The sequence below is a fragment of the Polyangium fumosum genome, assembly GCF_005144585.1.
GTDB lineage: Bacteria > Myxococcota_A > Polyangia > Polyangiales > Polyangiaceae > Polyangium > Polyangium fumosum.
In genome coordinates, this window is sequence record NZ_SSMQ01000049.1 from 17,833 (window position 1) to 43,729 (window position 25,897).

Genomic DNA, 25,897 nt, shown 5'->3' on the forward strand with positions numbered 1-25,897 from the left:
AGGAGCCAATGCGTCAGTGGATCGCCATCGGTGCCGCCGTGGGCCTCGTCGCCGTCACGCTTCCCATGCTGCGCAAGCATGACGTGGAGCTCGCGGGCCTCCTCGCAAAAAGCAAAATCGAATCGAACGGAGGGCCCGTCGTCACGCGGGAAGTGACGCCACCACCCCTGACGGACATCGACCTGACGCGGATCGACGATCGCGGAAACATCGCGATCGCCCCCGCCCACGGCAATCGCAGGGCCGAGCTCACCGTGGTGCCGAAGTACCAGCGCGCCGCGGTGGCGCTCTTGCGCGGCGGGCACGTGCCCGAGGGCGCCGTCGTGATGACCGACATCAAGACGGGTCGGGTGCTCGCGTGGGCGAGCTACGTGGATCAAGGCGCGATGCACGACGTCGCGGCGGAGGCTTCGGCGCCTTCGGCGAGCGTGTTCAAGATCGTGACCGCGACGGCGCTCGTGGAGCACGCCGGGCTCGGGCCGAACACGAAGCAGTGTTACTCGGGCGGCGAGCACGCGATCACCGCGAAGGACATGGTCGACAACAAGAAGCGCGACAAGTGGTGCGCCACGCTCGCGCAGGCGATGGGCCGCAGCTTGAACACGGTGTTCGCGCGGCTCGCGGCCAAGAACCTCGATCGCAACGAGCTCGAAGGGACGGCGCAAAAGCTCGGCTGGGGGCAGGACATCCCGTTCGACGTGAAGCTCGCGCAGAGCACGATCACGCTGCCCGAGGATGACCTCGGCTTCGCCCGCACGGCCGCTGGCTTCTGGAACACGACGCTCTCGCCGTTCCAGGGCGCGAACCTGGCGACGACGATCGCGAACGGCGGCGAGATGGTGCGCCTGTCGATCGTGGCGAACGTGAAGGACGAGGACGGCGAGATCTACAAGGGCCCCACGGTCCGTATGCCCCTCAAGCGCGTGATGAACGAGCAGACGGCCCGCGCGATCACGTCGATGATGGAAGAGACCGTCGACTCGGGGACGAGCTACAAGTCGTTCCACGATCGCGCCGGCAGGGCCTATCTGCCGGACATTCGCATCGCGGGGAAGACCGGCACGCTGACGAAGCCGACGCCCGAGGGCCCGTTCTACACGTGGTGGGTGGGCTTCGCGCCGAGCGACAAACCCGAGGTCGCGCTCTCGGTGCTCGTGGCGAACGGCGCGAAATGGCGCGTGAAGGCGACGCACGTGGCCTCCGACATGCTTCGCGTGTACTTCGCGGACAAGAATGCGCCGGGTGTGCGGAGCCCCTTCGATTCCGGGTCCGTGGCGCGGCGCGACTAAAACTCGGTGCGGGGGACGTCGCGGTCCTCGAAGCAGCCGCGGCAGCGCGCCTCGTAGCTCTCGGCGCCGCCGACGAGCACCGTGGTGGCCTTGGGGATGAGCCGCTGCGAGCGGCTCGCAGGACCGCCGCAAACGGCGCAGACGGCGTGCACCTTCGTGACCTCCTCGGCGATGGCCATGAGCTCGGGCATCGGCGGGAAGGGGCGGCCGAGATAGTCCTGGTCGAGGCCGGCCGCGATGACGCGCAGGCCACGATTGGCGAGTTTGTCGCAGACCTCGATGATGCCCCGATCGAAGAACTGCGCCTCGTCGATGGCGACGACGTCGGTCTCGTCGAGGACGCGCTCCTCGATGCTCGCGCTCGTGCCGACGGCGACGGCCTCGACGCTCACGGCCTCGTGGCTGACGATGCGGTGCGCGTCATAGCGATCGTCGATGCGAGGCTTGAACGCCTGCACGCGCTGGCGAGCGAGGATGGCGCGCTTGATGCGCCGGATGAGTTCCTCGGTTTTTCCACTGAACATCGAGCCCGTGATGACTTCGACGGACCCGGTCGGACGAGCAGGTACCCCGCGCACGGGCGGAGACAGACCGCGGACGGCGGAAAGAGGCAAGGGGAAACGGCAGGCACGGGGGAGACGTGCCGCCGGGCCCCGCGTATGACGCGCCTCGGAATGGCTAGGATCTCGGGGAATTTCGGAGGTTTGTGGGAGCCTGGTCGCTCGATGAAAACCCTCCCGAGGCGAAGCACGCGTCGCGTCGTTGGCGGATTTGCAAAGACGCGCGCTGGACGGAAGCGCGGAAATCAGGCGACGCCTTTGTGCAGCTTGTGCCCGGCTCGCGAGTGCATGCTAGGATGGCTGCTGTGCAAGTTGTGCTCCGCAAGCTCGGCCGTGGCTCCCGCGCCGTCGTCGGTCGACTGGTACGTGCTCCGCGGAAAGGCTCCGTCGTCGTGATCGAGTTTTCCGACGGGATGCACGAATACGTGACGACGCCGGTCAAGCGGGTCCTCCGGCTCGCGGGGCGGGAAGTTTTCTACATCGAGACGGTGAACTCCCGGTATCGCCTCGAGGTCCGCGGCCGTGAGGTCGCCCTCGACGGAGCGGTCGGCGGGAGCTGACGAGCCCACCTCGATCGCTACCCAAATCCTTGCGGGCGGGCCCCTTCTTGGGCAGATTTGCCGCCCGTTTTTCAGACCGAACGACGGGGCCTCCGCAGCCGTGGCTGCGCAGAGGCCCAACGATCCCCCGAGGAGTCACACGCGATGGGTTACCGTGATCGCCGCAGCTCAATCAAGATGAGGCGCCGCAAGGCACAGGCGAAGAAGAAGGCGCGCGCCAAGGCCCCGAAGGTCGAGCAGACCACGCAGGAGACCGCAGCGCCGAAGAAGTCGCGCAAGGCCGCGGCGGCGCCTGCGGCGAGCTGAGCGGATCGACTCCCTCACTCTCTGACCGACTCTCTCACCCCCACCCCCTCTCCCCTGCGGGAGAGGGGAGGGTGAGGAGAGGACCTCAAAGGTTCTACAAACCGTCCTTTGCGCTGCCGGTCTCGCCTTCGGGCGTGTCCGTGTCCGCGGGACGATCGAGGAGCGCCGTGTCGCCCGAGGCGCACTCCTCCGTGGCGACGTGCCAGCCGCTCGCGTTGCGCCACTTCTGGACGAGCTCGGTCGTGCGCAGCTCGGCTTCGTCGGGGCGTTGCCACTCGACACGCACGTGCACCTCGGCTTCGTCGCGCGTCTTCATGCGGACGTCCGCGAGCTCGAGATCGAGGACGCGCACGCGGTCGCGCCAGGACGCATGGCGCTTCGCCCACGCGTCGCGCGCCGAGGCCGCGACGTGCTCCCGCGCGAGATCCATGCGCCCGAAGCGCAGCGCGGTGTTGTGGTCGTACGCGGCGTCCATGAGTTTGTCCGTCGGCGTATTGGGCATGACGCAGCCGAGCGGGGCGAGCGCGAGGAGGAGGAGGGCGAGGGGGCGGCGCACGTGCCGAAGAGACGCCTTGCGCGAGGATCGGGGCAAGTTCTTGGCCTTTCTCGTCAGAACGCGCTCGAAGCGACGAAGTACGCCTGGCCGCCCGGGATCGCCTTCCCGCTGAAGCCATAGGCGTAGCCGAGGCGGAGCTGCGTGTTGAGGTAGTAGCCGAGCGAGAGGCCGAGCCAGAGCTCGGCGCCGACCGAGGTGTGGAGCTTGGGCGCGTCGATGAGCGCGCCGTTCGAGAGGAACGAGACGTCGTCGCGCGTGAGCTTGTCGAAGGCGCCGCCGTAGTCGACGAAGACGTTGCCGTCGAGGCGGCGGATGAAGAAGGGGAGCGTGGACAAACCCCAGTCGGGCTTGACGATCGGGAAGCGGTACTCGGCGTTCGAAAGGACGTACGCGCGGCCCGACGCGCTCCCAGGCGCATACCCGCGCAGGACGAAGGAGCCGTCGTAGATGCCCGTCGTGACGGTGTCGACGATGCTCACGTTGTCGAGGTCGTAGCCGCCGACGAAGAAGAAGCCGTCGCGCGGGTAGCTGCCCGCGGCGATGCCACCCGCGACGCGCAAGGCGAGCGTGTGGAGGCCACGCCAGGGCATGGGGATGTAGCCCGCGATGGAGGTCTCGGCGGTCTGCAGGGTGAAGTCGCTGCCCGTCATGGGGCCCGCGTACTCGACGGCGAGGCGCATGGAGTAGCCACGGATCGAGCCCGCGGCGTCGAGCGAGCCTTCGACGTTGGAGAACGAGTACGCGGCGCGGACGGTGCCGATCGTGCCGCCGATGGGGAGGCGCGTGCGCGTGGCGTAGGGGTCGGGCTGGGTTTGTCCGGGGAGGTCGCCGCGGAAGCCGGTGAACGAGTAGGAGAAGCTCACGCTCTGATCGGTGAACTCGCCGGGCATCCGGTAGACCATGCTCGACGAGAGGCCGATGCCGCGCTCGTCGTAGGGGATGTCGCGGCCGTTGCTGCGGTAGCCCTGGTAGCGCGGGGAGACGGCGTAGAAGAAGCGGAGGCTGAGATCGACGGGGAGCCTGCGGTAGGAGTAGTCGAGGTTCACGCGCGGCGCGGGCGCGGCGAAGTCGGCGATCATCTCCGCCTGGAACTCGTGAAAGCCCGCGACGTCGGCGCCGAACGTGGAGAGCGTGAGCGCGTTCTGGCTGTAGTTGCCGGGGCCAAAGGCGACGCCGTAGTTGCGCGGCGCGAGCGTGGAGAGCGCCTGGTACGGGACCTTGCGCATGAGGACACGCTCGGGCTCGGGCGGCGGATCGGGGCGATCGGTCGGCGCAGGCGGCGCGTCGAGGAAACGCGCCGGGTCGAGCGGCATCGCGTAGAGGTCGTAGCCCTTCGAGGTGTAGCCGACGTAGACGAGCGTCTTGCCGTCGGGGCTCACCGCGGGCTGGAGCGCGCCGATGCGCACGTTCGTGACTTGCTTGAGCGCGCGGCTCGCGACGTCGTAGGCGTAGATGTTCGGGACGCCGCTGCGATCCGAGGAGAAGTAGAGGGTCTTGCCGTCGCTCGACCAGGTGGGGTTCGCCTCGATCGCGCGGTCGTGCGTGATGTTCTGGAAGGAGCCGGTGGCGACGTCGACGACGCGGATGTCGCGGTAGCCGCCCGTGGTCCACGCGCTGTAGGCGATGGAGCGGCCGTCGGGCGAGAAGCGCGGCGTGTAGGCCTGCTCGAAGCGCGCGCTCGGGACGAGGTCGCGGCGGTTCTGGATGCGGCCCTCGGGGTCGAGGTCGGCGATCTGGAGGAAGGTCGTGCCCTTCGTGTTGACGGTGAACGTGATGCGACGGCCGTCGGAGCTGATGTCGGGCGCGCCGGCGCGCAGGCCCGTGGTGAGGCGATGGCGCGCGGCTTCGTCGCCGCGTGGGGCCGTCTTGCCGTTCTCGACGCGGTAGAGGTCGTCGCGGCGGTAGACGAGCTTGAAGGGGCTGTTGCTCTGGTGGAAGTGATCGCCGGCGGGCGAGAACGCCGAGGGCGAAGCGCCGCGGGTGCGCGCGACGAGCTTCGCGTCGTCCTCGAACGCGTCGTGTCGGGCGCTCAGCCGCGCGCGGTAGATGCCCTCGCGGACGTTGTAGTCGTCGCGGTAGTAGACGAGCTCGTCGGCGTCCGTGGCGCGGGCGTTTCGTGGGACGAACCGCGGGTAGAGGACGTTTCGGCCGTGGCGCGTGAGGCGCACGCCTTCGCGCAGGCCTTTGGCCTCGATGGCGCGCACCTGCGCGGCGTACTTGAGGCGCAGGTGATCCTTGAAGCCTTCGAAAAGCTCCTCGTACGTCCGGCCGGTCGCGCGGCGCATCGAGCGGTTGATGCCCCAGGGGATGACGTTCTGGCCGTAGTCCGCGGCCACGGCCGTCATCGTGTGCCCGCCGTAGACGTCGGTGATCCAGCCGAGGAAACGCGAGCCGTAGAGGTACCAGATGTTGCCCTGCGGCCAGCGCATCGAGGTCGACGACATCTGATCGAGCCGGGCGATGTTGTCGTCGAGCACGTCGGCGCGCAGGAACATGTCGAAGAGCGCCGAGCGCAGGCGGCCCGCGCTCGACTCGCGCGACTCGTACACCGTGGCGAGCCCCTCGATGACCCACCGGGGCTGCACCTGGTTCGGCGCGTAGCTCTTGCCGAGGATCGCGTTGGCGATCGCTGGAATCCCCGAAATGTTGTCGAGGTGCAGGATGTGCGTGTGCTCGTGCGTGATGAGGTCGAAGAGCCAGTCGTCGTAGTCGCCGAGCGGCGAGAGGTCCTCGGGCGAGGTCGCGTAGAGGCGAACCGTGTTGAAGGGCAGCGCCGTGGCCGAGCCGTTCGCCGAGTCGACGTCGTCGGTGATCACGACCTCGGTGATGCTGCGCGGGCGGTTGCCGAGCGCGACGGTGAGGCGCTCGTGGATGGCCTCCGAGAGGCGCGCCACGCGCTCGGCGAGTGGCGTGAGCGTGCTCGGGTGATGCACGCGGAAGTGCGCTGTCTCGATGGTTTGCCAGTCGAGATCCGGGTCTCCGACGGCCTCCGCGGTGCGCGGCACGGCGAGGGCCAGGGAGAGCGCGGCGCCTACGAGGGCCGCGCGGCGCGCGAAAAAAGCTTTCACAGGTCGTCGTAGAACATGGGCTCGCGGTTCCGCGCGTAGCGGTAGACGAGCTGCCTGCCCTCGTTGCCGATCTGGGTGAATCGAGCGCCGAAGCCGGGCTCGGAGGAGCCGCTCGACTCGCGCGTCCACTGCACGACGGCGCGCGCGTAGAACTCGTAGTCGCCGGGGAGCAGGACGCGGAGCTGCACCTCGGCGCCGAGCTTCGGGATGCGGTAGGTCGAAACGAAGATGCCGCCGTGCTCGATGACGTCGTTGCCGGAGAGGCCCTTGTAGAAGTTTGAGGAGCTGTGCGTGCCGAGCTCGACGTCGACGGTGCGCGTGCCGGGCGGAGGCGTGGGCTCCTTGGCCTTCACGGACGCGGGCGCAGGCGTGACCTTGGCGGGCGCGGGCGTGGGCTGCACCTTCGCAGGCGCGGGCGTGGGCGCGGGCTCCTTGGCCTTCACGGGCTGCGGCGCAGGCGTGGCCTTCACCTCGACGACGGGCTGCGGCGCGAGGATCGGCGCGGGCTTGATCTCGGCGACGGGCTGCGGCGCAGGCTCGGGGACGATCTGGAGGACCGGCGCGGGCTTGATGATCTCGACCGGCTGCGGCGCAGGCTCGACCGCGACAGGGTGCGGAGGAGGCTCCGGAGCGGGCTTGGGAGCTTCCGCGGCTTGCAGCGGTTGCGCCGGAGCGGGCTTGGGCGCTTCCGCGGCTTGCAGCGGTTGCGCCGGAGCGGGCTTGGGAGCTTCCGCGGCTTGCAGAGGTTGCGCCGGAAGGGGCTTGGGAGCTTCCGCGGCTTGCAGCGGCTGCGCTGGAGCGGGCTTGGGAGCTTCCGCGGCTTGCGGAGGTTGCGCCGGAAGGGGCTTGGGCGCTTCCGCGGCTTGCGGAGGTTGCGCCGGAGCGGGCTTGGGCGCTTCCACGACGGGTTGGGGCGCAGGCTGCGCAGCGGGCGCGGGCGCGGCGGTTCCCTTGTACTTCGCGAGCGCGTTCACCTTCGCGAGTGACGCGGCGACCGCTTCGAGCACCGTGTCGACGGCGGGGTGATCCACGTCGAGCGCCTGCACGTCCGCGAGGACCTTGCGCACGTTCTTGAGGGCGACGTCGCGGCCGTCGAGCACGGCGCCGTGGCTGCGCTCGATCTTGTGCAAGATGCCCATCGTCTTCGCGATGGGCTCGGCGGCCTCGAGGAGCTCGTCGGGCGCGTCGTCGGCACTCTGCAGGGCACCGAGCGCTTCGGCGAGGGATGCGCGCGCGGTCTTTGCGAGCTGAGCGGGTTCCACGGTCCTCCTCCAAGAAAGCGCGCCTGTCGCGGAGCGCGGCGTCAGCCTAGCAAAGGCTCCGGCGCAAGAAAGAGCCGGGCGAGGGCTTCCGCCTCGACGGGCGCGCCTTCGATCTCACCCCGGACCAGGATCACCGCGCCATCCCCGGTGCGAATCACGGCGTGGCCCCCCTCGGCGTACCCCTCTCCAGGCTCGAGCGCGTCGGGAAACCGAGGCGCTTTGCGGGCCTCGAGCACGGTGACGAGCACGCCCGCGATTTCGGTGAAGGCCCCCGGCGTGGGCGCGAGCGCGCGGATGTGCCGGAGGACGCGGTCGGTGGGCCAGGACCAGCGGATCGCGTGCTCGTCCTCGCCGAGGGCAGGCGCGTGCGTGACGAGGTCTTCGTCTTGCGTGATCTCGGCGATCGTCTCGCCCCGCGCGAACCTCTGGCACGTGCGACGCAGCGCGCGGAGCGAAGGTCGATCGAGGGCGCGCGCGAGATCCCAGCCGGTCCAGCGTGGATCGATCACGAGCTCTTCCTGATCGAGGATCGCGCCCGTGTCGTACTCCGCGGCGATGCGATGCACGGACACGCCCGTCACCGCGTCGCCGCTCAAGATCGCCCACGTCGTCGGATCCGGGCCGCGATGGCGAGGCAGGAGCGAGGGGTGGACGCCGATGCCGCCGAGCCGGGCGGCCTCGACGAGGCGCATGGGCAGGCGCGTGGTCCAGAACCAGCTCACGACGAGGTCGGGCGCGAGGCGCTCGACCCGGTCGGCGAGCGCGCGATCGGTCACCTTGGGCCGGACGAGGACGCGCTCGCCGAAGACGCGCCGCGCGCGGCGTGCGCCGAGCGCGTCCTTGCGGCAGAGGGCGCAGAGCTCGATCGAGTGCCCGTCCTTCGCGAGCAGGAGCGCGGCGAGCGGCAGGCCAAAAAACGCGATGCGGAGCGGCATGTCCTCTCTCCCTTACCCCAAAAATTTTCCCGCTCCGTAGGGCCCTGATAGCAATCGCGCCCATGGCGTCATCCCCGCGCCCTTCGTTTCACCCGGCCTTGCGGACCGGACATCGGTTCGACCCGGCTACAGCGAGGCGACCGATCCTGGTGTTCGAGGACGTGCACAAGGCCTACCGGTCCGATCAGCCCGTCCTGCGGGGGATGTCGCTCACGATCGAGCGGGGAGAGTTCGTGTTCATCACGGGACCCTCGGGCTCGGGCAAGAGCACGCTCCTGCGCCTCGTGCACCGCACCGAGCGCGTCGACGACGGGCGGATCCTCTTCCTCGGCCGCGACGTGGGTCGCCTCCGAGACGAGTCGATCCCGGCCTTGCGCCGCAACATCGGGTACGTGTTCCAGGACTTCAAGCTCGTGCCGAGCTGGACCGTGTTCGACAACGTCGCCGTGGCCCTCGAAGTCGTGGGCCTGCCGCCGCGCCTCGTGCGCAGCCGCGTGGGCGAGGCGCTCGAACGCGTGGGTCTCACGGGGCGCGGCGACGAGGAGGCCAAGCGCCTCTCGGGCGGCGAGCAGCAACGGGTCGCGATCGCGCGGGCGATCGTGGGCGAGCCGGCGCTCATCCTCGCGGACGAGCCGACGGGCAACCTCGACCCGCAGCTCGCGATCGACATCCTCGGCCTCTTCGAGGACATCCACGAGACCGGGGCCACGGTGCTCTTCGCGACGCACGATCGGACATTGCTCGATGTGCGTCCGCGGCGCGTGGTGGTGCTTGATGCCGGCAAGGCGACGGACGCGCCGAACGGGCTCGACGCGGCGGGGGCAGAAGCCCCGATGAACCTCGTGGCGTAGAGAGGGAGTGACCGCATGGCGAGCGAACGGTACGGCGTGCGAGTGCCCATGAAGGCCTGGAGACCCGGGCGAGGGGACATGCGCGTGCACGTGCAGTCGATCTTCTCCCTCGCGGTCGCGTTCGTGTGCCTGGCGGCCTCGCTGCTCGTGGTGACGAACCTCTCGGCGGTGCGGGATCGCTGGTCGCGGGCCGGGCGCGCGACGGTGTACCTGCGCGAAGGCGTGGCCGATCCCGACGTGAACGAGCTCGTCCGCGCGCTCGAACGAACACCCGGGATCAAGCGCGTGCGGCACGTGACGAGCGTGGAGGCGCGGCGCGAGATCGTGGTCGACGAGTCCGACGCGGCGCTCGCGTCGCTGCCGCCTGGCGCGTTTCCGGCCTCGCTCGAGCTCGGCTTCACGGACGACATCGGCGAGACCGATCTCCAGTCGATCGCGCTCAAGTTGCGGGCGCTGCCGGCGGTGGAGTCGGTCGAGACGTACCAGCGCTGGACCGAGCGCCTCTCATCGCTTCTCGGCGGCGGCGTCTCGGCGAGCGCGGCGCTCGCGGTGGTCGTGATGTGCGCGGTCTTCAGCGTCATCAGCTCGACCATGCGCCTCTTGCTCAGCCGTCGGCGGACCGAGGTCGAGGTCTTGAAGCTCGTCGGCGCGACGAACGAGTTCGTGCGTCGTCCCTTCGTGATCGAGGGCGCGATGCAGGGTGCGGCGGGCGCGGCGGCGGCGATCGCGCTGCTCGGCGGGCTGTTCTTCCTGGTGCGCGGGCGCTTCGATCACGAGCTCGCGAACCTGCTCGGTCTCTCGCCCTCGTTCTTGCCCTGGACCGTGTCGCTCGGTCTCGTGCTCCTCGGCGGCGCGCTCGGCGCGACGACGGCGCTCGTGAGCCTGCGCCGGATGGCGGCGATCTGATCATGTTGCGCCGCACGTCGTTCCTGCCGCTCGTGTTGCTCGCCCTCGTCTCGGGCGCGGCGCAGGGCGGCACGCCCGTGGAGCCGCTGCCCGCCCAGGCAACGAGCGCGCTCTCGTCCGTCGCCGATTTCGAGCGGCTGCTCAAGCACATCGACGACGAGCAACGCGCTGTCGAGACCGAGCTCGCGGGGATCGACCCGCGCATCGAGACCGTGCGCAAGCGCATGCTGGCGCGCGGCCGGGCCTACTACCGCCACGTGCACGCGGGCCTCTTGCCGGTGGGGGAGGGCTTCGATGCGCTCGTCGATCATGCGGCGCGGGTCGAGCGGGTTCGCCGCGCGCTCGAACGCGACATCGCCGACGAGAAGGCGCTGCTCGAACGTCGGACCGAGCTCGAAGGCCGCATCCTCCGGCTCCGCGGCGAGCGCGCGCCGCTCGAAGTCCAGCGCGAGGCCATGATGCGGGCCAAGCGCGCGCTCGAAGCCGAAGACGAGCGAAGGGCGGCGTTCGCGCGCGCCTTCGAGTCGTCGTCACGCCCCGATTACGTGGCGATCTACGGCGCCGACAGCGGACCTCGGGACGCGGACGCGCGCCTTGGGTTCGAGGCGCAAAAGGGCCGCCTGCTCTTCCCGGTCGCGGGTCGCGCCGAGGTGCGACGCTCGTCGAAGCACGGCGTGAGCGGCGTTGAGCTCTTCACGCAGCCCGGCGCGGCCGTGCGCAGCGTCGCCGCGGGTCGTGTGGTGTTCGCGGATCGGTACGACAGCTACGCGCTCACCGTGATCATCGACCACGGGGATCGGTACTACAGCGTGTACGCGAGCCTCGGCGGGACCGAGCTGCGCGCCGGGGATCCCGTGGCCGCGGGTGCGCGCGTGGGGACGGCGCCGAGCGCGGGGCAGGGCGACACCGTGTATTTCGAGATCCGACGCGGCGCGAGCGCGCTCGATCCCGGCGACTGGCTCGGGCTCTAGGCCAGGGGATCGACGCGACCGCACAGGGCTTGCGACCTGCCGCGGGGTGGGGCTCGGCGGTGCTCGCCGATGGGTCGACCTGCGCGCATGCGGGTTGCCTGGGTCAGGCGGAGGTGGTCGACCCTGCTCGAAGGGGTGGTGGGAGGGTGTTCGGGCAGGGTGGGACCTGCTCAAAGGGGTGGTGGGAGGGTGTTCGAGGAGGGTCGAGGCAGCCGGGGAGAGGCTCGGGGTGGGTGTTGGAGGATGATGGGACCTGCTCGAAGGGGTGGTGGGAGGGTGTTCGAGCAGGCGGGGACCTGCTCGAAGGGGTGGTGGGAGGGTGTTGGAGGAGGGTAGGACCCGCTCGAAGGGGTGGTGGGACGGTCTTCGAGGAGGGTTGAGGAAGCGGGAGAGAGGCTCGGGAGGGTGTTGGAGGAGGGTAGGACCTGCTCGAAGGGGTCGTGGGAGGGTGTTCGAGCAGGGTTGAGGAGGTCGTCAGGGGGAGGAGGACAGATCGGAGAGGACGGCGGTGGCGAGGTCGAGCGCGTAGCGGTTCTGTGTACGCTCGGCGAGGGGGAGGGCGCGCGTGATGGCGACGAGGGCTTCGGTGGGTTGACCAAGGAGCGCGTGGGCGCCCGCGATCGCGGCGAGGACGCTGGAGAGGCCAAAGGCATTGTCCAGGGCCTCGTACAGCGCCAGCGCGGCCTGATAGTGGGGCAGGGCGGCGGCGGGCTCGTCGCGGACGATCTCCACGTCACCGTGCGCTTGAAGGACGTTTGCCTGTCCGAGGCGGGAGTCGACGAGGAGGTAGAGCTCGAGAGCGCGCTCGTAGTCGAGGAGAGCGCCGTCGAGGTCGTCCTTGACTCGTCGGAGGTCGCCGCGTGCTTTCAGGACGTTTGCCTGTCCGAGGCGGTCGTCGACGAGGAGGTAGAGCTTGAGAGCGCGCTCGAAGTCGAGGAGAGCATCATCGAGGTCGTCCTTGACTCGTCGGAGGTCGCCGCGTGCGTAAAGGACGTTTGCCTGACCGAGGCGGTCTTCTGTTTGGTCAAACGACACGAGCGCCTGCTCCAGATCCTGAAGGCTCGTCTCCACATCGTCCGACGCCCGTGCGCGCTTCCAGAGGATGCGTCCGCAATCTGCCGCTCGTTCGAGTGCCTGGTACATCGCCAGCGCGCGACCAAAGGCTGCCATCCCCTCGCGGGGGTTATGCAGCCAAACGTCGACATCCCCCCGCAGCTCCTCGCAGAGCGCCTCCTCGTAGCTGCCATGAAACGATGGGAGACCCCCCAGGATCGCGGCCCCCTCCGCAAGACAAGCCTCGGCGCCCCGTGGATTCCCCTGCCACAGCAGCTCGTTCGCATGCCGCAGCAGCAACCGCCCGAGGTTTCTGTCATCGCCGACCTTCCGCGCCGCCTCGATCAGGCGCGGCGTCTCCTCGCGATCGACCACCTCGCTCCCCACCATCATCGTCGAGGAGGCGCGCTGCATGTCGTGCGTGCCGAGCAGCGGAATCCGGAACGTGAGATCCCGGATCGACCAGAAGTCCGGCGCCTCCTCCCACGTCGCATTCAAGAACGTCCGAAGCCCACACCAGACGAGCGTCTTGCCGAGCCTCGCTGCCAGCGTGTCGCGCTGCAAGTTGAGCCCGTTGAGCCCGTCGCGGATGTCGTCCGTCACGTCGCGCGGCCCGAGCACCACCACCACGTCCACGTCGCTCACGGGCACGGAGAGCAAGTCCCGCGCGAACGCGATGCCCTGTCCCGGCGTCACCACTACGCGCGCGACCTTCATGCCCGCCCGCTCGAACGAGGCCACGAGCTCGCGGCCGACGTCCATGGAAGGCACCTCCACCGGCGCGAGCACGAACCCCTCCTGCATCGCGAGCGTCGCGCGGAACTCCGCGAAGTGCCCGAGGTAGGGACGCGCGAACGGCGGCGCTAGCTCCCGCTCGGCTCGCTCCCGCTCGGCTTCTTCAGGCGCGCGGAGACCCTCGGATCCCGTCGCGCCATCGGATGAAGGTCGTACCATTCCTTCCCGTTCCTGTACGCCAGCACGAGCCAGCGATCGAGCAGGCGGATGAACCGCCCCACCTCCCCATCGTTGCTCAGCGGGACCGCGTTCTTCTCCGCCACCTGCACGAGGACGTCGAGCTCGTCTCCGTAGAGCGCCATCGCGTAGTCCTGCGCGAGCCGCTCGATCTGTCGCTCGATCTGCTCGGGCGTCGCCGGGAAGCCGCCGCCGGAGGTGAGCAGGTTGCGCACGAGGCGGAGCAAGTCCCGCGGATAACCGCCGGTCGCGAGGATCATGCGGTCGAGCGTGTTCGACGTGTCGTCGCCGAAGATGCTCTTCACATCGAGCCGCTTGCCGACGAGCGTCGTCAGGCAGTCGATGCCTTCCCGGACGGGCTCACGCTCCTTCGTCGTGACCTTCACCATAGGCAGGACGAGCGGCTCGCCGTCGTACGTCGCTCCGAGGTCCGGGCGTCGATACCGCAGCCACAAGGGAAACGTGTAGATGACGTGGCATGGCAGCCGCAGGAGCGGCGCGTGCGTGGAGAACAAGAGCTCGACGCTCGCCGCGATCGCCTCGCGATCTTGCTCCCTGCGGGGTCGCATCTTCTCCAGGCCGTCCGCGATGACCACGACGCGCTGGGCGTGCGAGCCCCGCGCCTTTTTCAAGCGCACGACGGAGTTCATGATGCTCAGCCGTGCCTCGTCTACGAAGAGCTGAAACCGCCCGCTGAGGGCCTTTTCCGCGCGCTGGTAGAAGTCGGGGTTGTTCTTGAACTCGAGCATGAGCGTGGCGCCGTAGGCGCTCAGCTCGACCCCCTTGGGCAGCTCGATGTTGGTCTGCTCCAGGAACTTGATGAACCGCTGGAGATACCCGGGCTTCTTGTCCGGGTCGCCGCCCTCCATCCGTGTCGCCTCCCGGTCCATGCAATACGCGAGGATGCGCAGGACGTCGGTGACCGCGATGGGCGAGAAGATGTCGATGTACTCCTCGAGGTCGACGTAGACGATCTGCGTGGGCAGGTCCTTCGCGTCCTCGAAGCGCTGCTTCAGCCGGCGGAGTTCGGTGGTCTTTCCGGTCCCGGGGAAGCCCGTGAAGAGCTGGCAGGACTCGTCCGTGATGAGGACCGTCTGCTCCAGGAGATCCACGCACGTCGGCCCGGTGCTGCCGCGGACGCGGTCGAGCGAGACGTACCGCTCGTCCGTACCCGAGAGAGACTTGTTCGGATCACACGAAGCGTAGAAGCGCTTCAGATCTTCACGCGGGACCGTCATCGCGCGGCACGGTACCGCGGAGCGCGCGCGGGCGCCAAGAAGCCGCGGGACGTCGCGCCTCGAGGCGTCCCAGGCGGCAGGGGCCGACGAAGAGGCAGACGAGCGCAAGTCGGTCTCGTGCTTGACGCCCGGGTGCGATCTGCTTGTCCTCGGGCCCGCGAGCCAAGGCGATCCCTCATGACCGACGACCGGCCATCTCTCCTCACCCGCCGCCGCGCCCTCCTCGGCCTCGCCGCGTTCTCGCTCGGCGCCTGTCGCAGCAAGCAGACGCCGCCGTCACCGGTGGACGGGCTCCGCTGGAAAGACCTCTCGTTCCCGATCGACGAGCAGCGCGCGCTCGTGCTCACGCCGCCGTCTGCAAGGCCGCTCCCCGTCCTCGTCGCGCTGCATGGTCGTGGGGAATCCGGGCGCGGCCTCGAGGTCGGCGCGTTTGCGTGGCGGGACGACTACGGCCTAGATCGGATCGATCGAAGGCTCTCCGCGCCGCCGCTCACAGGCGTTGATCTCGAAGGGTTCTTCCGATCCGAACGCCTCGCGCAGATGAACGACTCGCTCGCGAAGCACCCGTACGAGGGGCTCGTCGTCGCTTGTCCGTACACGCCCGTCGTCGCGGATCGATCCGAGAAAGGCGCCGCGCCCTTCGGCCGGTTCGTGACGGACGTGCTCCTGCCGCGCGTGCGCGCCGAAGCAAAAGCGTCCACGGATCGCGCGGCGACGGGCATCGACGGCGTGAGCATGGGCGGGCGGCTCGCGCTCTTCGTCGGGTTCGCGTTTCCGGAGATCTTCGGCGCGGTCGGCGCGCTTCAACCCGCCTTGAAGCCGGACGAGGCTCCGGTCTTCGCCAAGCTCGCCCGCGCCGCGATGGATCGGCAGCCGTTCGCGCTCCGGCTCGTGTCGAGTGACGGCGATCCGTTCCTGCCAGCCGTCCGGGCGCTCGCCGCGGCGCTCGCGGACGTCAAGGTCCCGCACCAGCTCGTCGTGACGCCGGGGCCCCATGACTACGCCTGGAATCGTGGGCCCGGCGGGGCCGAGATGCTCCTGTGGCACGAGCGCGTCCTGCGCAGATGGCCCGCCCCCTGAGCGCCGCCGCGCACAAAGCATGGTAAGGCGTCGGCGTGGTCGACCCTTCGGCGCGAGCAGGTAGAACGCCCGGCGGCACGGACACGCCGAACGGCTACGAGAACACCCTCCGTCCGCTCGCGCTCGCCTGGAGCCGCAGGCGCGGCGACGCACGGCGCTTCGGCGGCAAGGCCACGAGCCTCGGGCGCCTCGTTCGCGAGGGCCTGCCCGTCCCGCGCGGCTGGGTCCTGCCCGCCGATCACTTCGACGCGCTCGCCGAGACCACGCTCCCGCGCGGCCACGACCTGCCCACGCTGATCAAGCTCGCCGGCAGCCGCACCGGGATCGATCGTGCCGCGCGCGCCCGCGATCGCATCCAGGCATCCGCGCTCGCCGCGCCGCTGCAAGCCGCGATCGAGGCGCTCTGGGCAGACGTCGGCGAGAGCGCGCCGTGGGGGCTCGCCGTGCGATCGAGCGCGACGTGCGAGGACGGCGACGAGACGAGCTTCGCCGGGCTCGCGACCACGGTGCTCGGCGTGCGTGGACCCGAGGGGCTCGCCGCGGCGATCAAGCAGGTGTGGGCGAGCGCGTTTTTGCCGCGCGCGATCGAGTACCTCGCGCACCACGGCGTGCGTGACGTGGCCATGGCCGTGCTCGTGCAGGTGATGGCGCGCGCCGAGGCCGCGGGCGTGCTCTTCACCGCGCCGCCGCCGGGGCTCGCGGGGGAGCACTGGGGCGAAGACGAGCGGCTCGTCAACGTCACGCTGGGGCTCGGCGCGCCCGTCGTGGAGGGCGCGATGCCGACGGACGCGGTGCGCTTCTCGAAGGCGGGCGGCGTGGTCGCGACGATCGTCGCCGAGAAGCGGCGCGCGCTCGTCGTGGGCGCGCGTGGCATCGAGGAGGTCTCGATCCCCGAGGATCACGCGAGGAAGGCCGCGCTCTCGGCGGATGCGATCGGGCAGCTCGGCGATCTCGCGAGCCGGCTCGAACAAGGCGGCACAGGGCCCTTCGATGTGGAGTTCGCCGTCGAGCGGACGCCCGAGGGCAAGGATCAAGTGCTCCTCCTGCAGGCGCGTCCGATCGGCGGCGGGGGTTTTCCCGAGGGCGGCGATGCGCAGACGGTCTGGTCACGCGCGAACGTCGGCGAGGCCTTGCCCGGCGCGGCCACGCCGCTCACGTGGTCGATCGCGCGGAGCTTCAGCGAGAAGGGGTTCCGCGAGGCGTTCGCTGCGCTCGGTTGTCGCATCCCGCGCGGCGCGCACCTCGTCACCAACGTGCACGGGCGCTTCTACCTGAACCTCACGGCCTTCATGCAGATCGCCGCGCAGGTCCCGCTGCTCTCGCCCCGCGCGCTCCTGCAAGCCTCGGGCGGCGCGGGCGAGGCCGCGATCGCGCTCCTCGAACGACAGACCGAGGACGTCTCGAAGCGAGGCTTTCTCGCGCGCCTGCCGCTCGTGGGGCCGCGCGTGCTCGCGAGCCAGGCGCGGCTCGAGCGCGACGTCGCGAGTTACGAGATCGAAGCCGAGCGCGCGCGCCGCTCCCTCGCCGAGATGGACCTCGGCCTCCTGCCCGACGACGCGCTCGCGACCACACTGCGCACGGCGAGCGCGCTGCTCGATCGCACCGGCACGTTGATGCTCTCGTGCGCGTCGGCCTCCCTCGCGAGCCACCTCGCGCTCGCGCGCCTCCTCGATCGCGTCGCCGCGCGCCGCTCCTCCGCGCGGGACGATGAAGACGACGCGCTCGCGACGGACCCGCTCATGCCCCGGTCCCTCTCGACCGGCGCGTCCCTCGCGCACGCCCTCGTCGGCGGCGTTCGCGAGCTCGAAAGCGCGGGCCCCGGCGTCGCGCTCGCCCGCATCGCCATGCGCGCCCGCGAAGAACCCGAGGCCCGCGAGCGCCTCCTCGCCGGCAAGGTCCGCGCGCTGAACGATCTCCCCGAGGGACCCACGCGCCGCGAGCTCGAAGCGTTCCTCGACACGTTCGGCGATCGCGCCGTCCGCGAGGCCGAGCTCGAAACGCCGCGCTGGCGCGAAGATCCCTCCGCGGTCCTCGCCATGCTCGTCGCCGCGCTCCGCGCGCCCGACAGCGACCCCGAGCGCGCGCTCGCCCGTGCCCGTGCCCTCGCCGACCGCGAGATGGCGCAGCTCGAAACGCGCATCGGCCCGGCCATGCTCTACGCCGTCCGCGCCCTCGTCACGCGCACGCAGCGCTTCACCCGCCTCCGCGAGCGCATGCGCATGTGGGTCACGCGTGTGCTCGGCATGCTCCGCACCATCGCGCTCGACGTCGATCGACGCCTCCGCCGCATCGACCCCTCCTTGCCCACGGGCGCCGTCTTCTTCTGCACCTACGACGAGCTCATCCTCGCGCTCCGCAGCGGTCGCGCGGAGATCGGCCACGTCGCGCGCCTGCGCCGCGCCGAGCACCTGCGCGACGCGCAGCGCCCCGATCCTCCGCCGACCTTCATCGGCCGCCCGCCGCCCGTCCAGCTCCCGCCGGCGTCGGGCCGTCGCCTCGTCGGCCTGCCTGCTTCGAGTGGCGTCGTCGAGGGCCGCGCGCGGGTCCTCGCGCCCGGCACCGGCGGCCTCGACGCCGTCAGCGTCGGCGAGATCCTCATCACGCGCACGACGGACGTCGGCCTCTCGCCGCTCTTCCTCGTCGCGGCCGCGGTCGTCACCGAGCTCGGCGGCCCGCTCTCGCACGCGGCGATCGTCGCGCGCGAGTACGGCGTCCCTGCCGTCGTCAACGTCCCGGGCGCGACCGTGGCGATTCGCACCGGTGATCGCGTCCGCGTCGATGGGGACCGCGGGACGATTGAAATCTTCGGCGACGATGTCAGGTCCAAGGACACGTGAAGCACCGCCGCCTCTTCCTCGCGCTCGGCCTCGGCGCTGCCCTCGGCGCTGCCGCTGCGCTCTCGCTCGCCGAGCCTTCCCGCGCGAAGGCGCCCGCCGCGCCCGCGCCCCCCAAGGGTGGTTTTGTCCCGGATCCGCCGGGCAACGCGTCGAAGAAGCAGTGGGTCTTCGATGTCTCGATCCAGGGCGGCAAGGCCGCGCTCCCGCGCGCCTCGTCGGTCCTCGTGGACACGCCGACGCCCACGCTGCGCATGATGGGCCGGTTCGCGGTCGAGTTCTGGGTCGGCAAGGAGCTGCTCGATCGGATCCGCTTCGACGTGCCGATGCTCGATCGCGACCCGAACAATCGGCGCCGCGACCCGCTGCGGGGCCCGGATTTCACGAACGTCTCGACGCGCCTCAAGGTGCGCATGGCCGACAGCCCGCGGACGGCGTTCGTCGCGCTCGTCGACCGCGCCACGGGCGATGTGCAGCGCTTCGCGTGGCCGCCCGACGCCGAAGGCAGGCTCGCCCCGCTCGGCGCGCCGGCGGCGCCTGCGCAGGCCAAGGAGGCCCCGTCGGACGCGGGTTCGCCGGGGGATTCCGGCAGTTTTGGGGACGCGGGTCCGGGCGACGCGGCGGCGGACGGCCGGTAGGGTTTCTTTTCGGCAGAAGTTCCATGCCGTCCGGGGCTGAGGTAGGCTGCTCGGGCCATGGCAAGCCGTCTGCTCGTTGCCTCCCTCGTGATCTCTTCGTTCGCGCTCGCCGGAACGGCGCTCGGCCAGGGTGCGGCTCCTGCGAAGGCCGACGCGGCCAAGCCTGCTGCGGGCGCGGCAGCTCCCACGGCCCCCGCGGCGCCTGCGGGACCGCTCAAGGATCCCGAGAACAAGAAGGGCTTGAGCCCGTACATGGAGGCGATCAAGAAGGGCGAGGACGCGTTCGTCGCGCGTGACTTCCCGGCCGCGGTGACGACGTTCCAGGACGCGATCAAGATCGACTCGTCGAAGATGCTCGGCTTCTACCGGCTCGGCGAGGCGCAACTCGCCGCGGGCAAACCCGAGGAGGCCGAGGCCGTGTGGAACGTCGCGCTGAACAAGGACGGCCCGCCGGATCTCAAGTCCAAGGTGCTCTTCGTCCTGGCCGACCTGCGCGAGCGGCAGCGCAAGCTCGACGTGAGCAAGGAGGCGTGGGCGAAGTACGCCCAGTTCCTCAAGGATCAAGCCGACGCGAAGGGGTACGCGGGCACGCCCGAGGAGCGGCAGAAGGTCATCGACCGCCGCGTGAAGGACGAGAAGGACTACGCCGCCGTGAAGGAGCGCATCCAGAAGCGCCAGGCCGAGCGTGAAAAAGAGGCGGAAGAGAACGCCAAGAAGGACAAGCTCAACAAGTAACGAACCGGCTCCGCCCAAACGAAAAGGCCCGCTGGCTGTCACGCCCGCGGGCCTTCGTGTTTGTCGGGTCGTCTCAGCGCTTGTGCGCGATGGGCACCGGGCCCGACTCGGTCCAGCGGTAGAACCCTTCGCCGCTCTTCTTGCCGAGCCTGCCCGCGCGCACCATCTGCCGCAGGATCGCGGGCGGCCGGAACTGCTCGCCGATCTCGCGGTGCAGGTGCTCGAGGATCATGAGCCGCACGTCGAGGCCCACGAGGTCGGTCAGCTTGAGCGGGCCCATCGGGTGCCGGTAGCCGAGCTCCATCGCCCGATCGATGTCCTCCGCCGAGGCCACGCCGCTCTCCAGCATGCGCATCGCCTCCGCGCCGATCACCACGCCGAGGCGGCTCGTCGCGAAGCCGGGCATGTCGTTCACGACGATCGGCGTCTTGCCGATGCGCTTGGCGATCGCGAGGCTCGTCGCCACGACGCCCTCGTCCGTGCCGAGCCCGCGCACGACCTCCAAGAGCTCCATCACGGGCGGCGGGTTGAAGAAGTGCAGGCCGATCGTGCGCGCCGCGGCGGCCGTGCGCGTGCCGATCTCCGTGATCGACAAGCTCGACGTGTTCGTCCCGAGGATCGCGCGCTCCGGCGCGAGCGCCTTCACCTCGCGGAGCAGCCCGACCTTCAGCTCCATTTGCTCGGGCGCGGACTCGATCACGAGGTCCACGTCGCTGCACGCCTGGGCGAGATCGGACGTGGGCACGAGTGCGCCGATGAGCTCGCTGCGCGCCTCGTTCAGCATCTTGCCCTTCTGCACGAGTCGATCCGTCGCCTGCTTGATCGACTCGATCGCGCGCCCGATCCGCGCCGCATCGACATCGTAGAGGTGCGTCACGTACCCGGCTTGCGCCATCACCTGCGCGATGCCCTGGCCCATCGTGCCCGCGCCGAGGACCACGACGCGACGCACGTCCGAGGCCTGCACGGACTCGCTCATCGCGGCACCGGTTGCGCCGGCTGCGGCTGCGGCGCGCCGCCCTGCTGCTGCTTCGCGCGGAGCGCCTCGATCTGCTGCTGGATCTGCTTCGCCTGATCGGGCGAGAGCTGACGCAGGCCGCCCGAGCCAAGCGGCGCCGGCGCCGGACGCGTCAGCGGCACCGCCGGCGGCACGCGCCCGGGCAGAGCTTGCGGCTGCTGCGGTTGCGGCTGCGGTGCGGCTTGCGGCGCGGCCTGGGCGGGCGCCGTGTCGGCCTTCGGCTGGGCCTCGTCGCCGCTGCCCGCGAGCAGCCACGCGGTGCCCGCGAAGAAGAACAACAAGAGCCCCACGATCGGGATCCACGTGGGCGTGCGCGGCTCGTCCGCCGGCAGCTCCTGCACCGGATCGTTGTCGAAGTGATCGTGATCGTGGGAGGCGTGGTGGCCCGCGGCGTGAGCTCCGTGGGCGTCGTGCGCTGCGCTCATGGTGGGGGAGGGAATGCCCCACTTCCGGCCCGAAGTCCATGGGAAGCCCCCCGGACGATGCGCGCTCCGGGGGCTTTCCGTTTCACGGACCCCAGGGATTGAAGGGCCTGTCCGTGACCGGGACCAGGCGGGAGGTGAAGAACACCCGCATCGTCCCGACCTCCGCGCGCGGACCCGTGAGCACGAAGGGCACCTTCCGCGTCTCGCCCGCGAGCTTGAGCAAGAGCTCGCCCCGCACCGGGATGTTCTGGTCGGCGCCCGATGCGCGGGCGATCTCGACCACGTAGCTGCCCGAAGGCGTGTTCACGAGCCCGAGCGCCTCGGTCCGCGTGCTCGTCACGTCCCGCGCGCTGACGAGCGCCTTGCCGGCCGAGCCGAGCCACGAGGTGCGGCGGCCCTGCCCGTCGATGAGCCCGATGTCGAGGTCCACGCCGCCCGTCCACTCGGCCGTGACCTGGATGTCACCGCGCAGCGAGGACGCGGCCGGGGTCTCGGGCTGCGCGAGCAGCTTGTCGATCGAGCTCCGCACCGACTCGCTCGCGTCGAGCTTGAGCAGGCTCGCGAGCTCCGTCATGCCGAGCGTGTTCGCGCAGCGCACCGCGTCCGCGACGAGCTTCGCCTCGCCGGGCGCCATGTCCGCGAGCGCGATGCGGTGCTCGCAGGCGAGGGCGCGGTTGCCCGATGCCTCGTGCATCTCGGCGAGCCGCGTCTGTGTGGCGCGATCACCCGGACGAACGTCCGCGAGGCCGCCGAGGATCCGGATCGCACGCTCCCTGTCGCCCTGCCGAGCCGCGAGATCCGCGCGCGCCGTGAGCGCATCCGGATCGAGCGCGTCGCGTCCGCTCCACTTCGCCGTGAGCTCCTGCGCCTCGCCGAGCCGCCCCGCCGTCGCGTAGAGCGCGAAGAGCTCCACGGTCTTGTCGCGGCTGTCGGGCGTGCTCGCGAAGGCGTTCTCGGCGGCGAGCAGCTTCGTGGCGTTCTGCGAGGCGAGCGTGTTCAGCGCCTCGAACGATCCTTTGCGTTCAAAGATCTTGCGCATCGGGACCAGGCGCTGCGAGGGCCGTCGCGTGCCGCTCCATCCGCTGCTGGCGCCGATGTCCTCCTCGGAACTGCGGCCTCTCCATCCGCCTCCCCCAGCCTTGGATGCGGGCTTCGGCGCCGACGCCGCCGTTGCGGTCGGCGCGGGCGGAGGCGAGGGCATGTTCGGCGCCGCAGCGCCCGGGGCGAGGTTGTCGTCGCCAAACGCGTCGAACGGGGCCTCCGCCGCGGGAGCCGACTCGGTTCGTTTGCCCTTCGCAGGACCACGCGTGTCGAGGTCTGCCGAGGCCTCCGCCTCCTGCTTCGCCTCGTCGGCGGCCTTCTCCTCGCCCTCGGCGTCCGCGTTCGAGCTCTTCGCGAGCTCCTCGCCCGTGAACGTCGGCGCGACGCGCGTTCGTTCGAGGCCGAACGCGTTCATCATCGCCTCGCTCTCCAGCACGAGCAGCGAGGTGAAGCGGCTCGCGACCGCGAAGCGCTTCGACAGCTCGATCGCCGCGAGCTTGCTCGACGCGCCGCCCGTGTTCTCGAGCTCCGCGATTTTCGCGGCGGCGTAGAGCCGCGGCACGAACGCGTTGCCCGCGCTCGACGTCGCGAGGATCTTGATCGGGTACGTCTGCTCGAACCGCTCGCTCGCGACGCGGCCGCGCAGCCGGATCGCCCCTTCGATCGCGTCGCCGCTCGACATGCGCGCCACAACGAACGTCTCGCCGCCGGCGCGGATCGGATCGAGCCGCCCCGGCGTGACCTGCGTGAGCCCAGACGGAAGCTCGATCTCCGGATCCCGCAGCGTCACGCCGTACGCCGCGGAGAGCACCTCGAGCGCCGCGGACGAGACCTTTTGTCCGGGCACGTACGGCACCACGACGCCACCGCCGCCGCGCGCGAGCGCCGCGAGCGAGGTCAGATCCGCGTCGGCGCCCATCGCCACGGACACGACGGATCCATCGTTGCCCGACAGCGAGCTGCGCACCGCGGCCTCGATGTGCGAAGGCCGCGTCGGGCCCACGGTCGGCGTACCGTCGCCGAGGTAGAGGATCCGAAGCTCCTTGCCGCCGAGTGATCCGGCCGCGCTCCGCGCCGCGCTCACGGCTGCCGCCATGTCGCTGCCGCCGTCCGGTTCGACGCTCCCGAGGAAGCGCTCCACCTCGCCCGCCGCCGCCGCGCCCGGCGCGCTCGGCGTGGGCAAACCGTTGCGGCCGTCCTGCGTCATCGGTCGGCATACGGTGTCGCACGCGAGCAGCACGAACGAGTCGCGCCGATCCATCTCGCGCACCATCGTCGAGGCGAGCCGCGTCGCCCGCGAGAAACGCTCGCCGACCATCGACCGGCTCGCGTCCACGACGATCGCGTGCACGCGCTCCTTCGCCTCCTGCCATCGCGGCAGCTTCGGCCGGAGCGCGATCGCCACGTACGGCGACGAATCGAACGCGATGGCGCGCGCCGCCGCGGCTGCGTCCTTCTCCTCGTTCGTCTTCGCCTTCGTCGCGGCCGGCCCGTCCTTCGGCTCCTCCGGCAGCGGCGCGCTCGTGGGCTCCATGCGGTACGCCCACGCCGTTGCCTCGCGATCCCGATCGGGGAGCGCGTACTCGACCGTCAGATCCCCCGCCGGGACGAACCCCGTCGCGCTCAGCGTGCGCCGCTCGGCCGCTGCGTCGCCGCCCGAGGGCGAAAGCTCGTAGCCGCGCGTCTGCACGCCGAACTCCTTGTCGTGCCCGAGCACCTGCATGTCGAGGTCGAACGCGTCGATCTTCGTCGTCCCGCTCGGATCGTGCGCGAGCGGGTAGGTGAAGCGCCGGACGCCCGCGGCCTGGTCCACGGTCTGCGTGTACGTGAGCACCACGCGACGGGATCCGCGCCTCGGGATCGGGAAAATTTTGAGTTCGAAGCGCCCGCCGCGCTGCCACTCGAGCAGCGCCGGATCCCGCCACGGCCCCGGCACCCAGATGATCTCTTCGCGCGGCTTCGGCGTCTTCGGCGCCGCGTTCTGGATGACGCCGCGCCAGATCGCCGCGCCCTTGTCGCGGTCGACGAACGCGCCCTCCATCATCTTGCCGTCCACCTCCAGCGCGAGTTTTTCGATCTGCGCGCCCGGCGGCAGCGGGAAGCGGAAGATGCCTTCGAGCTCCTCGTCCGTGTCGTTCGTGAACGTCTCGTCGACCTCGGTCCGCGCCACGACGTCCACGATGCGCACCTTCACCGAGTGCTTCGCGAGCCGCACCGCGTGGTCCTTCTCCTTGGTTTGTCCGGGCTTGCGCGCCCGAAGCTCGCCGAGCCCGCGCAGCACCGGCGCGTCGAGCTCCTCCGGCGATCGATCGCTCCATTCGAGCGAGTCCGCGACGCTCGACGTGCTCGCCACGAGCGGCTCGCGACCCTTCTCGATCGTCGCCTCCTCGCCCGCGCGCACGGCGACCGGCTTGCCCGACGCCGCCGAACGCACGAGCACCACGCCCCGCGCCACCTCGACGCTCGCGCGGCCCTTGCTGGCCGTCATGACGAGCTTCGTGCCGACCACCTCGACCTCGCCGTCATCGACGCTGATCTTCGCCGAAGGCCCGTGCTTCAGGCTCGCCACGTCCGCGACGATGGTCCCTTCCACGAGCTTCGCCTGACGCACCTTGCCGCCCTCGAGCGAGATCGACGAACCTCGATCGATCGCGAGCTGCGAGCCGTCCGCGAGCGACACGTACGCCCGCGTGCGTGCGTCCGTGCGCAGCGTCGTGTCGTTCTTGAACGCCCATCCCGGCTTCACCGGCTTGCACGCGCCGCTCGCGTCACACGCTTCGAGCCCGCCTTCCTTGTCGGCGGATGCGCGCGAGATCGAGTCGATCTTGCCCGACCACGCGGCCTCGAACTTCGGCTCCTCCGGCCCTTGCTTCTGTCCCTTCAGGTAGAACCCGACGGCGGCTGCCGCGGCCATCGCGCCGAGCAGCCCCGCGACGAACGTCGGGCGGCGAAAGAGCGAGACGACCTTGCCTCCCTCGCCCCCCTTCGTCGTCTGCGGCGGCGACGTGCGCGCCGCTCCCGTCGTCGCGCTCTTCGCCTCGGGCGCGCGCGAACGGGGCGTCTCACGCTCCGTGATCGCCTGCGTCGGCTCGGCCGCCTTTGCTTCGTCGTTCACCGTCGGCGAAGGCTGCGTCGCATCGAGCCCACGCTCCGAACCTTTGGACACCAACGTGTTCGTCCGCGTCCGCGGGGGCTCGCTCTCCGTCGTCGCGCTCGCGACCTCGGTCTTCGCCGTCGCGATGTCCGTGATCTTCGGCTCGGAGACCCGATCCTCGGCGACCACGCTCTTCGCCGTGCGCGGCGCCGACACCGTGGCCTCGGCGCTCTTCGGCGCCACGCCGGCCGGCGGCTTCAAGTTGTCCACGTCGAGCCGCGCGAGCACCTTGTCCGCGAAGCCCGCGTCGACCCGGAAATCGCCGCCCGTGTGCCCCACGAACTCCGCTGCGCGCTCCGCGTCGTGCCGCAGGTCCCGGCACGTGTCGCAGTCGGCGATGTGATCGAAGAGCTCCTTCGGCGCCGAGCCGTCCAGCACCTCGGCGATTCGCTCCTCGACCTCGCGGCAGAGCCCACCCTCGTTCGTCTCGCTCGTGCTCATCGCT

20 protein-coding genes are annotated in these 25,897 nt (G+C 70.5%); 10 read left to right on the forward strand and 10 right to left on the reverse strand.

Translation table 11 applies throughout. The annotated features are described in order from the left end of the window. Nucleotides 1-8: 8 nt before the first annotated feature. Complete coding sequence (locus tag E8A74_RS35235) at nt 9-1,289, forward strand: penicillin-binding transpeptidase domain-containing protein (RefSeq protein ID WP_136933468.1); 1,281 nt, start codon at nt 9-11, stop codon at nt 1,287-1,289. On the opposite strand, the gene E8A74_RS35240 is transcribed toward E8A74_RS35235, so the two are convergent. Beyond that, on the reverse strand, nt 1,286-1,813 hold the full coding sequence (locus tag E8A74_RS35240) for a thymidine kinase (RefSeq protein WP_232379898.1): 528 nt from the start codon (nt 1,811-1,813) through the stop codon (nt 1,286-1,288). The two genes, E8A74_RS35235 and E8A74_RS35240, sit on opposite strands and share 4 nt — an antisense overlap. Nucleotides 1,814-2,154: 341 nt before the next feature. Here E8A74_RS35240 and E8A74_RS35245 point away from each other — a divergent pair, with 341 nt between their 5' ends. Then, nucleotides 2,155-2,409 (forward strand): hypothetical protein, encoded by a 255-nt coding sequence (locus E8A74_RS35245; protein ID WP_136933470.1) that lies wholly within the window; start codon nt 2,155-2,157, stop codon nt 2,407-2,409. Between the two features lie 144 nt (nt 2,410-2,553). Beyond that, nucleotides 2,554-2,715 (forward strand): hypothetical protein, encoded by a 162-nt coding sequence (locus E8A74_RS53100; RefSeq protein WP_170229603.1) that lies wholly within the window; start codon nt 2,554-2,556, stop codon nt 2,713-2,715. Between the two features lie 94 nt (nt 2,716-2,809). Here the strand turns inward: E8A74_RS53100 and E8A74_RS35250 are convergent, their stop codons facing one another. From E8A74_RS35250 to E8A74_RS35265, 4 genes are read right to left on the reverse strand one after another with little or no spacing between them, the layout of a single operon-like run. Further along, the gene (locus E8A74_RS35250; RefSeq protein WP_136933471.1) at nt 2,810-3,271 is read right to left on the reverse strand and encodes a hypothetical protein; all 462 of its coding nucleotides are present in this window, start codon (nt 3,269-3,271) and stop codon (nt 2,810-2,812) included. A gap of 53 nt (nt 3,272-3,324) precedes the next feature. Beyond that, nucleotides 3,325-6,339 (reverse strand): BamA/TamA family outer membrane protein, encoded by a 3,015-nt coding sequence (locus E8A74_RS35255; RefSeq protein ID WP_136933472.1) that lies wholly within the window; start codon nt 6,337-6,339, stop codon nt 3,325-3,327. After that, complete coding sequence (locus E8A74_RS35260) at nt 6,336-7,601, reverse strand: PilZ domain-containing protein (protein ID WP_136933473.1); 1,266 nt, start codon at nt 7,599-7,601, stop codon at nt 6,336-6,338. Before E8A74_RS35260 ends, E8A74_RS35255 begins: the two co-directional genes overlap by 4 nt. A gap of 41 nt (nt 7,602-7,642) precedes the next feature. Continuing rightward, complete coding sequence (locus E8A74_RS35265) at nt 7,643-8,536, reverse strand: methionyl-tRNA formyltransferase (RefSeq protein ID WP_136933474.1); 894 nt, start codon at nt 8,534-8,536, stop codon at nt 7,643-7,645. A 149-nt stretch (nt 8,537-8,685) separates the two neighbouring features. On the opposite strand from E8A74_RS35265, the gene E8A74_RS35270 reads away from it, so the two are divergent. Genes E8A74_RS35270 through E8A74_RS35280 form a run of 3 tightly spaced genes read left to right on the forward strand, consistent with a single transcriptional unit; the run spans nt 8,686 to nt 11,264 of the window. Continuing rightward, nucleotides 8,686-9,387: a cell division ATP-binding protein FtsE gene (locus E8A74_RS35270; RefSeq protein WP_232379899.1), complete on the forward strand. Its 702-nt coding sequence runs from the start codon at nt 8,686-8,688 to the stop codon at nt 9,385-9,387. A gap of 15 nt (nt 9,388-9,402) precedes the next feature. Then, nucleotides 9,403-10,293 (forward strand): cell division protein FtsX, encoded by an 891-nt coding sequence (locus E8A74_RS35275; RefSeq protein ID WP_136933476.1) that lies wholly within the window; start codon nt 9,403-9,405, stop codon nt 10,291-10,293. Nucleotides 10,294-10,295: 2 nt separating this feature from the next. After that, nucleotides 10,296-11,264, forward strand: a complete 969-nt coding sequence (locus E8A74_RS35280) for a murein hydrolase activator EnvC family protein (protein ID WP_136933477.1) — start codon at nt 10,296-10,298, stop codon at nt 11,262-11,264. A gap of 474 nt (nt 11,265-11,738) precedes the next feature. Here E8A74_RS35280 and E8A74_RS35285 read toward each other — a convergent pair whose 3' ends face one another. Together E8A74_RS35285 and E8A74_RS35290 are read right to left on the reverse strand one after the other, a co-directional pair. Next, a complete protein-coding gene (locus E8A74_RS35285; protein WP_136933478.1) occupies nt 11,739-13,271 on the reverse strand; it encodes a tetratricopeptide repeat protein in 1,533 nt (510 codons plus the stop codon). Further along, nucleotides 13,181-14,527, reverse strand: a complete 1,347-nt coding sequence (locus E8A74_RS35290) for a hypothetical protein (RefSeq protein WP_136933479.1) — start codon at nt 14,525-14,527, stop codon at nt 13,181-13,183. Before E8A74_RS35290 ends, E8A74_RS35285 begins: the two co-directional genes overlap by 91 nt. Nucleotides 14,528-14,704: 177 nt before the next feature. Between E8A74_RS35290 and E8A74_RS35295 the strand changes: the two genes are divergently transcribed. The 4 genes from E8A74_RS35295 to E8A74_RS35310 are packed head-to-tail and all read left to right on the forward strand — an operon-like array spanning nt 14,705 to nt 19,814. Beyond that, nucleotides 14,705-15,607 (forward strand): alpha/beta hydrolase, encoded by a 903-nt coding sequence (locus tag E8A74_RS35295; protein WP_136933480.1) that lies wholly within the window; start codon nt 14,705-14,707, stop codon nt 15,605-15,607. Nucleotides 15,608-15,642: 35 nt separating this feature from the next. After that, nucleotides 15,643-18,444, forward strand: coding sequence for a PEP/pyruvate-binding domain-containing protein (locus tag E8A74_RS35300; RefSeq protein ID WP_136933481.1), 2,802 nt, complete (start codon nt 15,643-15,645; stop codon nt 18,442-18,444). Beyond that, the gene (locus E8A74_RS35305; RefSeq protein WP_136933482.1) at nt 18,441-19,079 is read left to right on the forward strand and encodes a hypothetical protein; all 639 of its coding nucleotides are present in this window, start codon (nt 18,441-18,443) and stop codon (nt 19,077-19,079) included. Before E8A74_RS35300 ends, E8A74_RS35305 begins: the two co-directional genes overlap by 4 nt. A gap of 57 nt (nt 19,080-19,136) precedes the next feature. Then, the gene (locus tag E8A74_RS35310) at nt 19,137-19,814 is read left to right on the forward strand and encodes a hypothetical protein (protein WP_136933483.1); all 678 of its coding nucleotides are present in this window, start codon (nt 19,137-19,139) and stop codon (nt 19,812-19,814) included. Nucleotides 19,815-19,887: 73 nt separating this feature from the next. Here E8A74_RS35310 and E8A74_RS35315 read toward each other — a convergent pair whose 3' ends face one another. From E8A74_RS35315 to E8A74_RS35325, 3 genes are all read right to left on the reverse strand, one after another. Continuing rightward, complete coding sequence (locus tag E8A74_RS35315) at nt 19,888-20,793, reverse strand: 3-hydroxyacyl-CoA dehydrogenase family protein (protein WP_136933484.1); 906 nt, start codon at nt 20,791-20,793, stop codon at nt 19,888-19,890. Then, on the reverse strand, nt 20,790-21,257 hold the full coding sequence (locus E8A74_RS35320) for a hypothetical protein (RefSeq protein ID WP_136933485.1): 468 nt from the start codon (nt 21,255-21,257) through the stop codon (nt 20,790-20,792). Before E8A74_RS35320 ends, E8A74_RS35315 begins: the two co-directional genes overlap by 4 nt. Before the next feature lie 82 nt (nt 21,258-21,339). Further along, nucleotides 21,340-25,893, reverse strand: coding sequence for a VIT domain-containing protein (locus E8A74_RS35325; protein ID WP_136933486.1), 4,554 nt, complete (start codon nt 25,891-25,893; stop codon nt 21,340-21,342). Between the last annotated feature and the right edge of the window lie 4 nt (nt 25,894-25,897).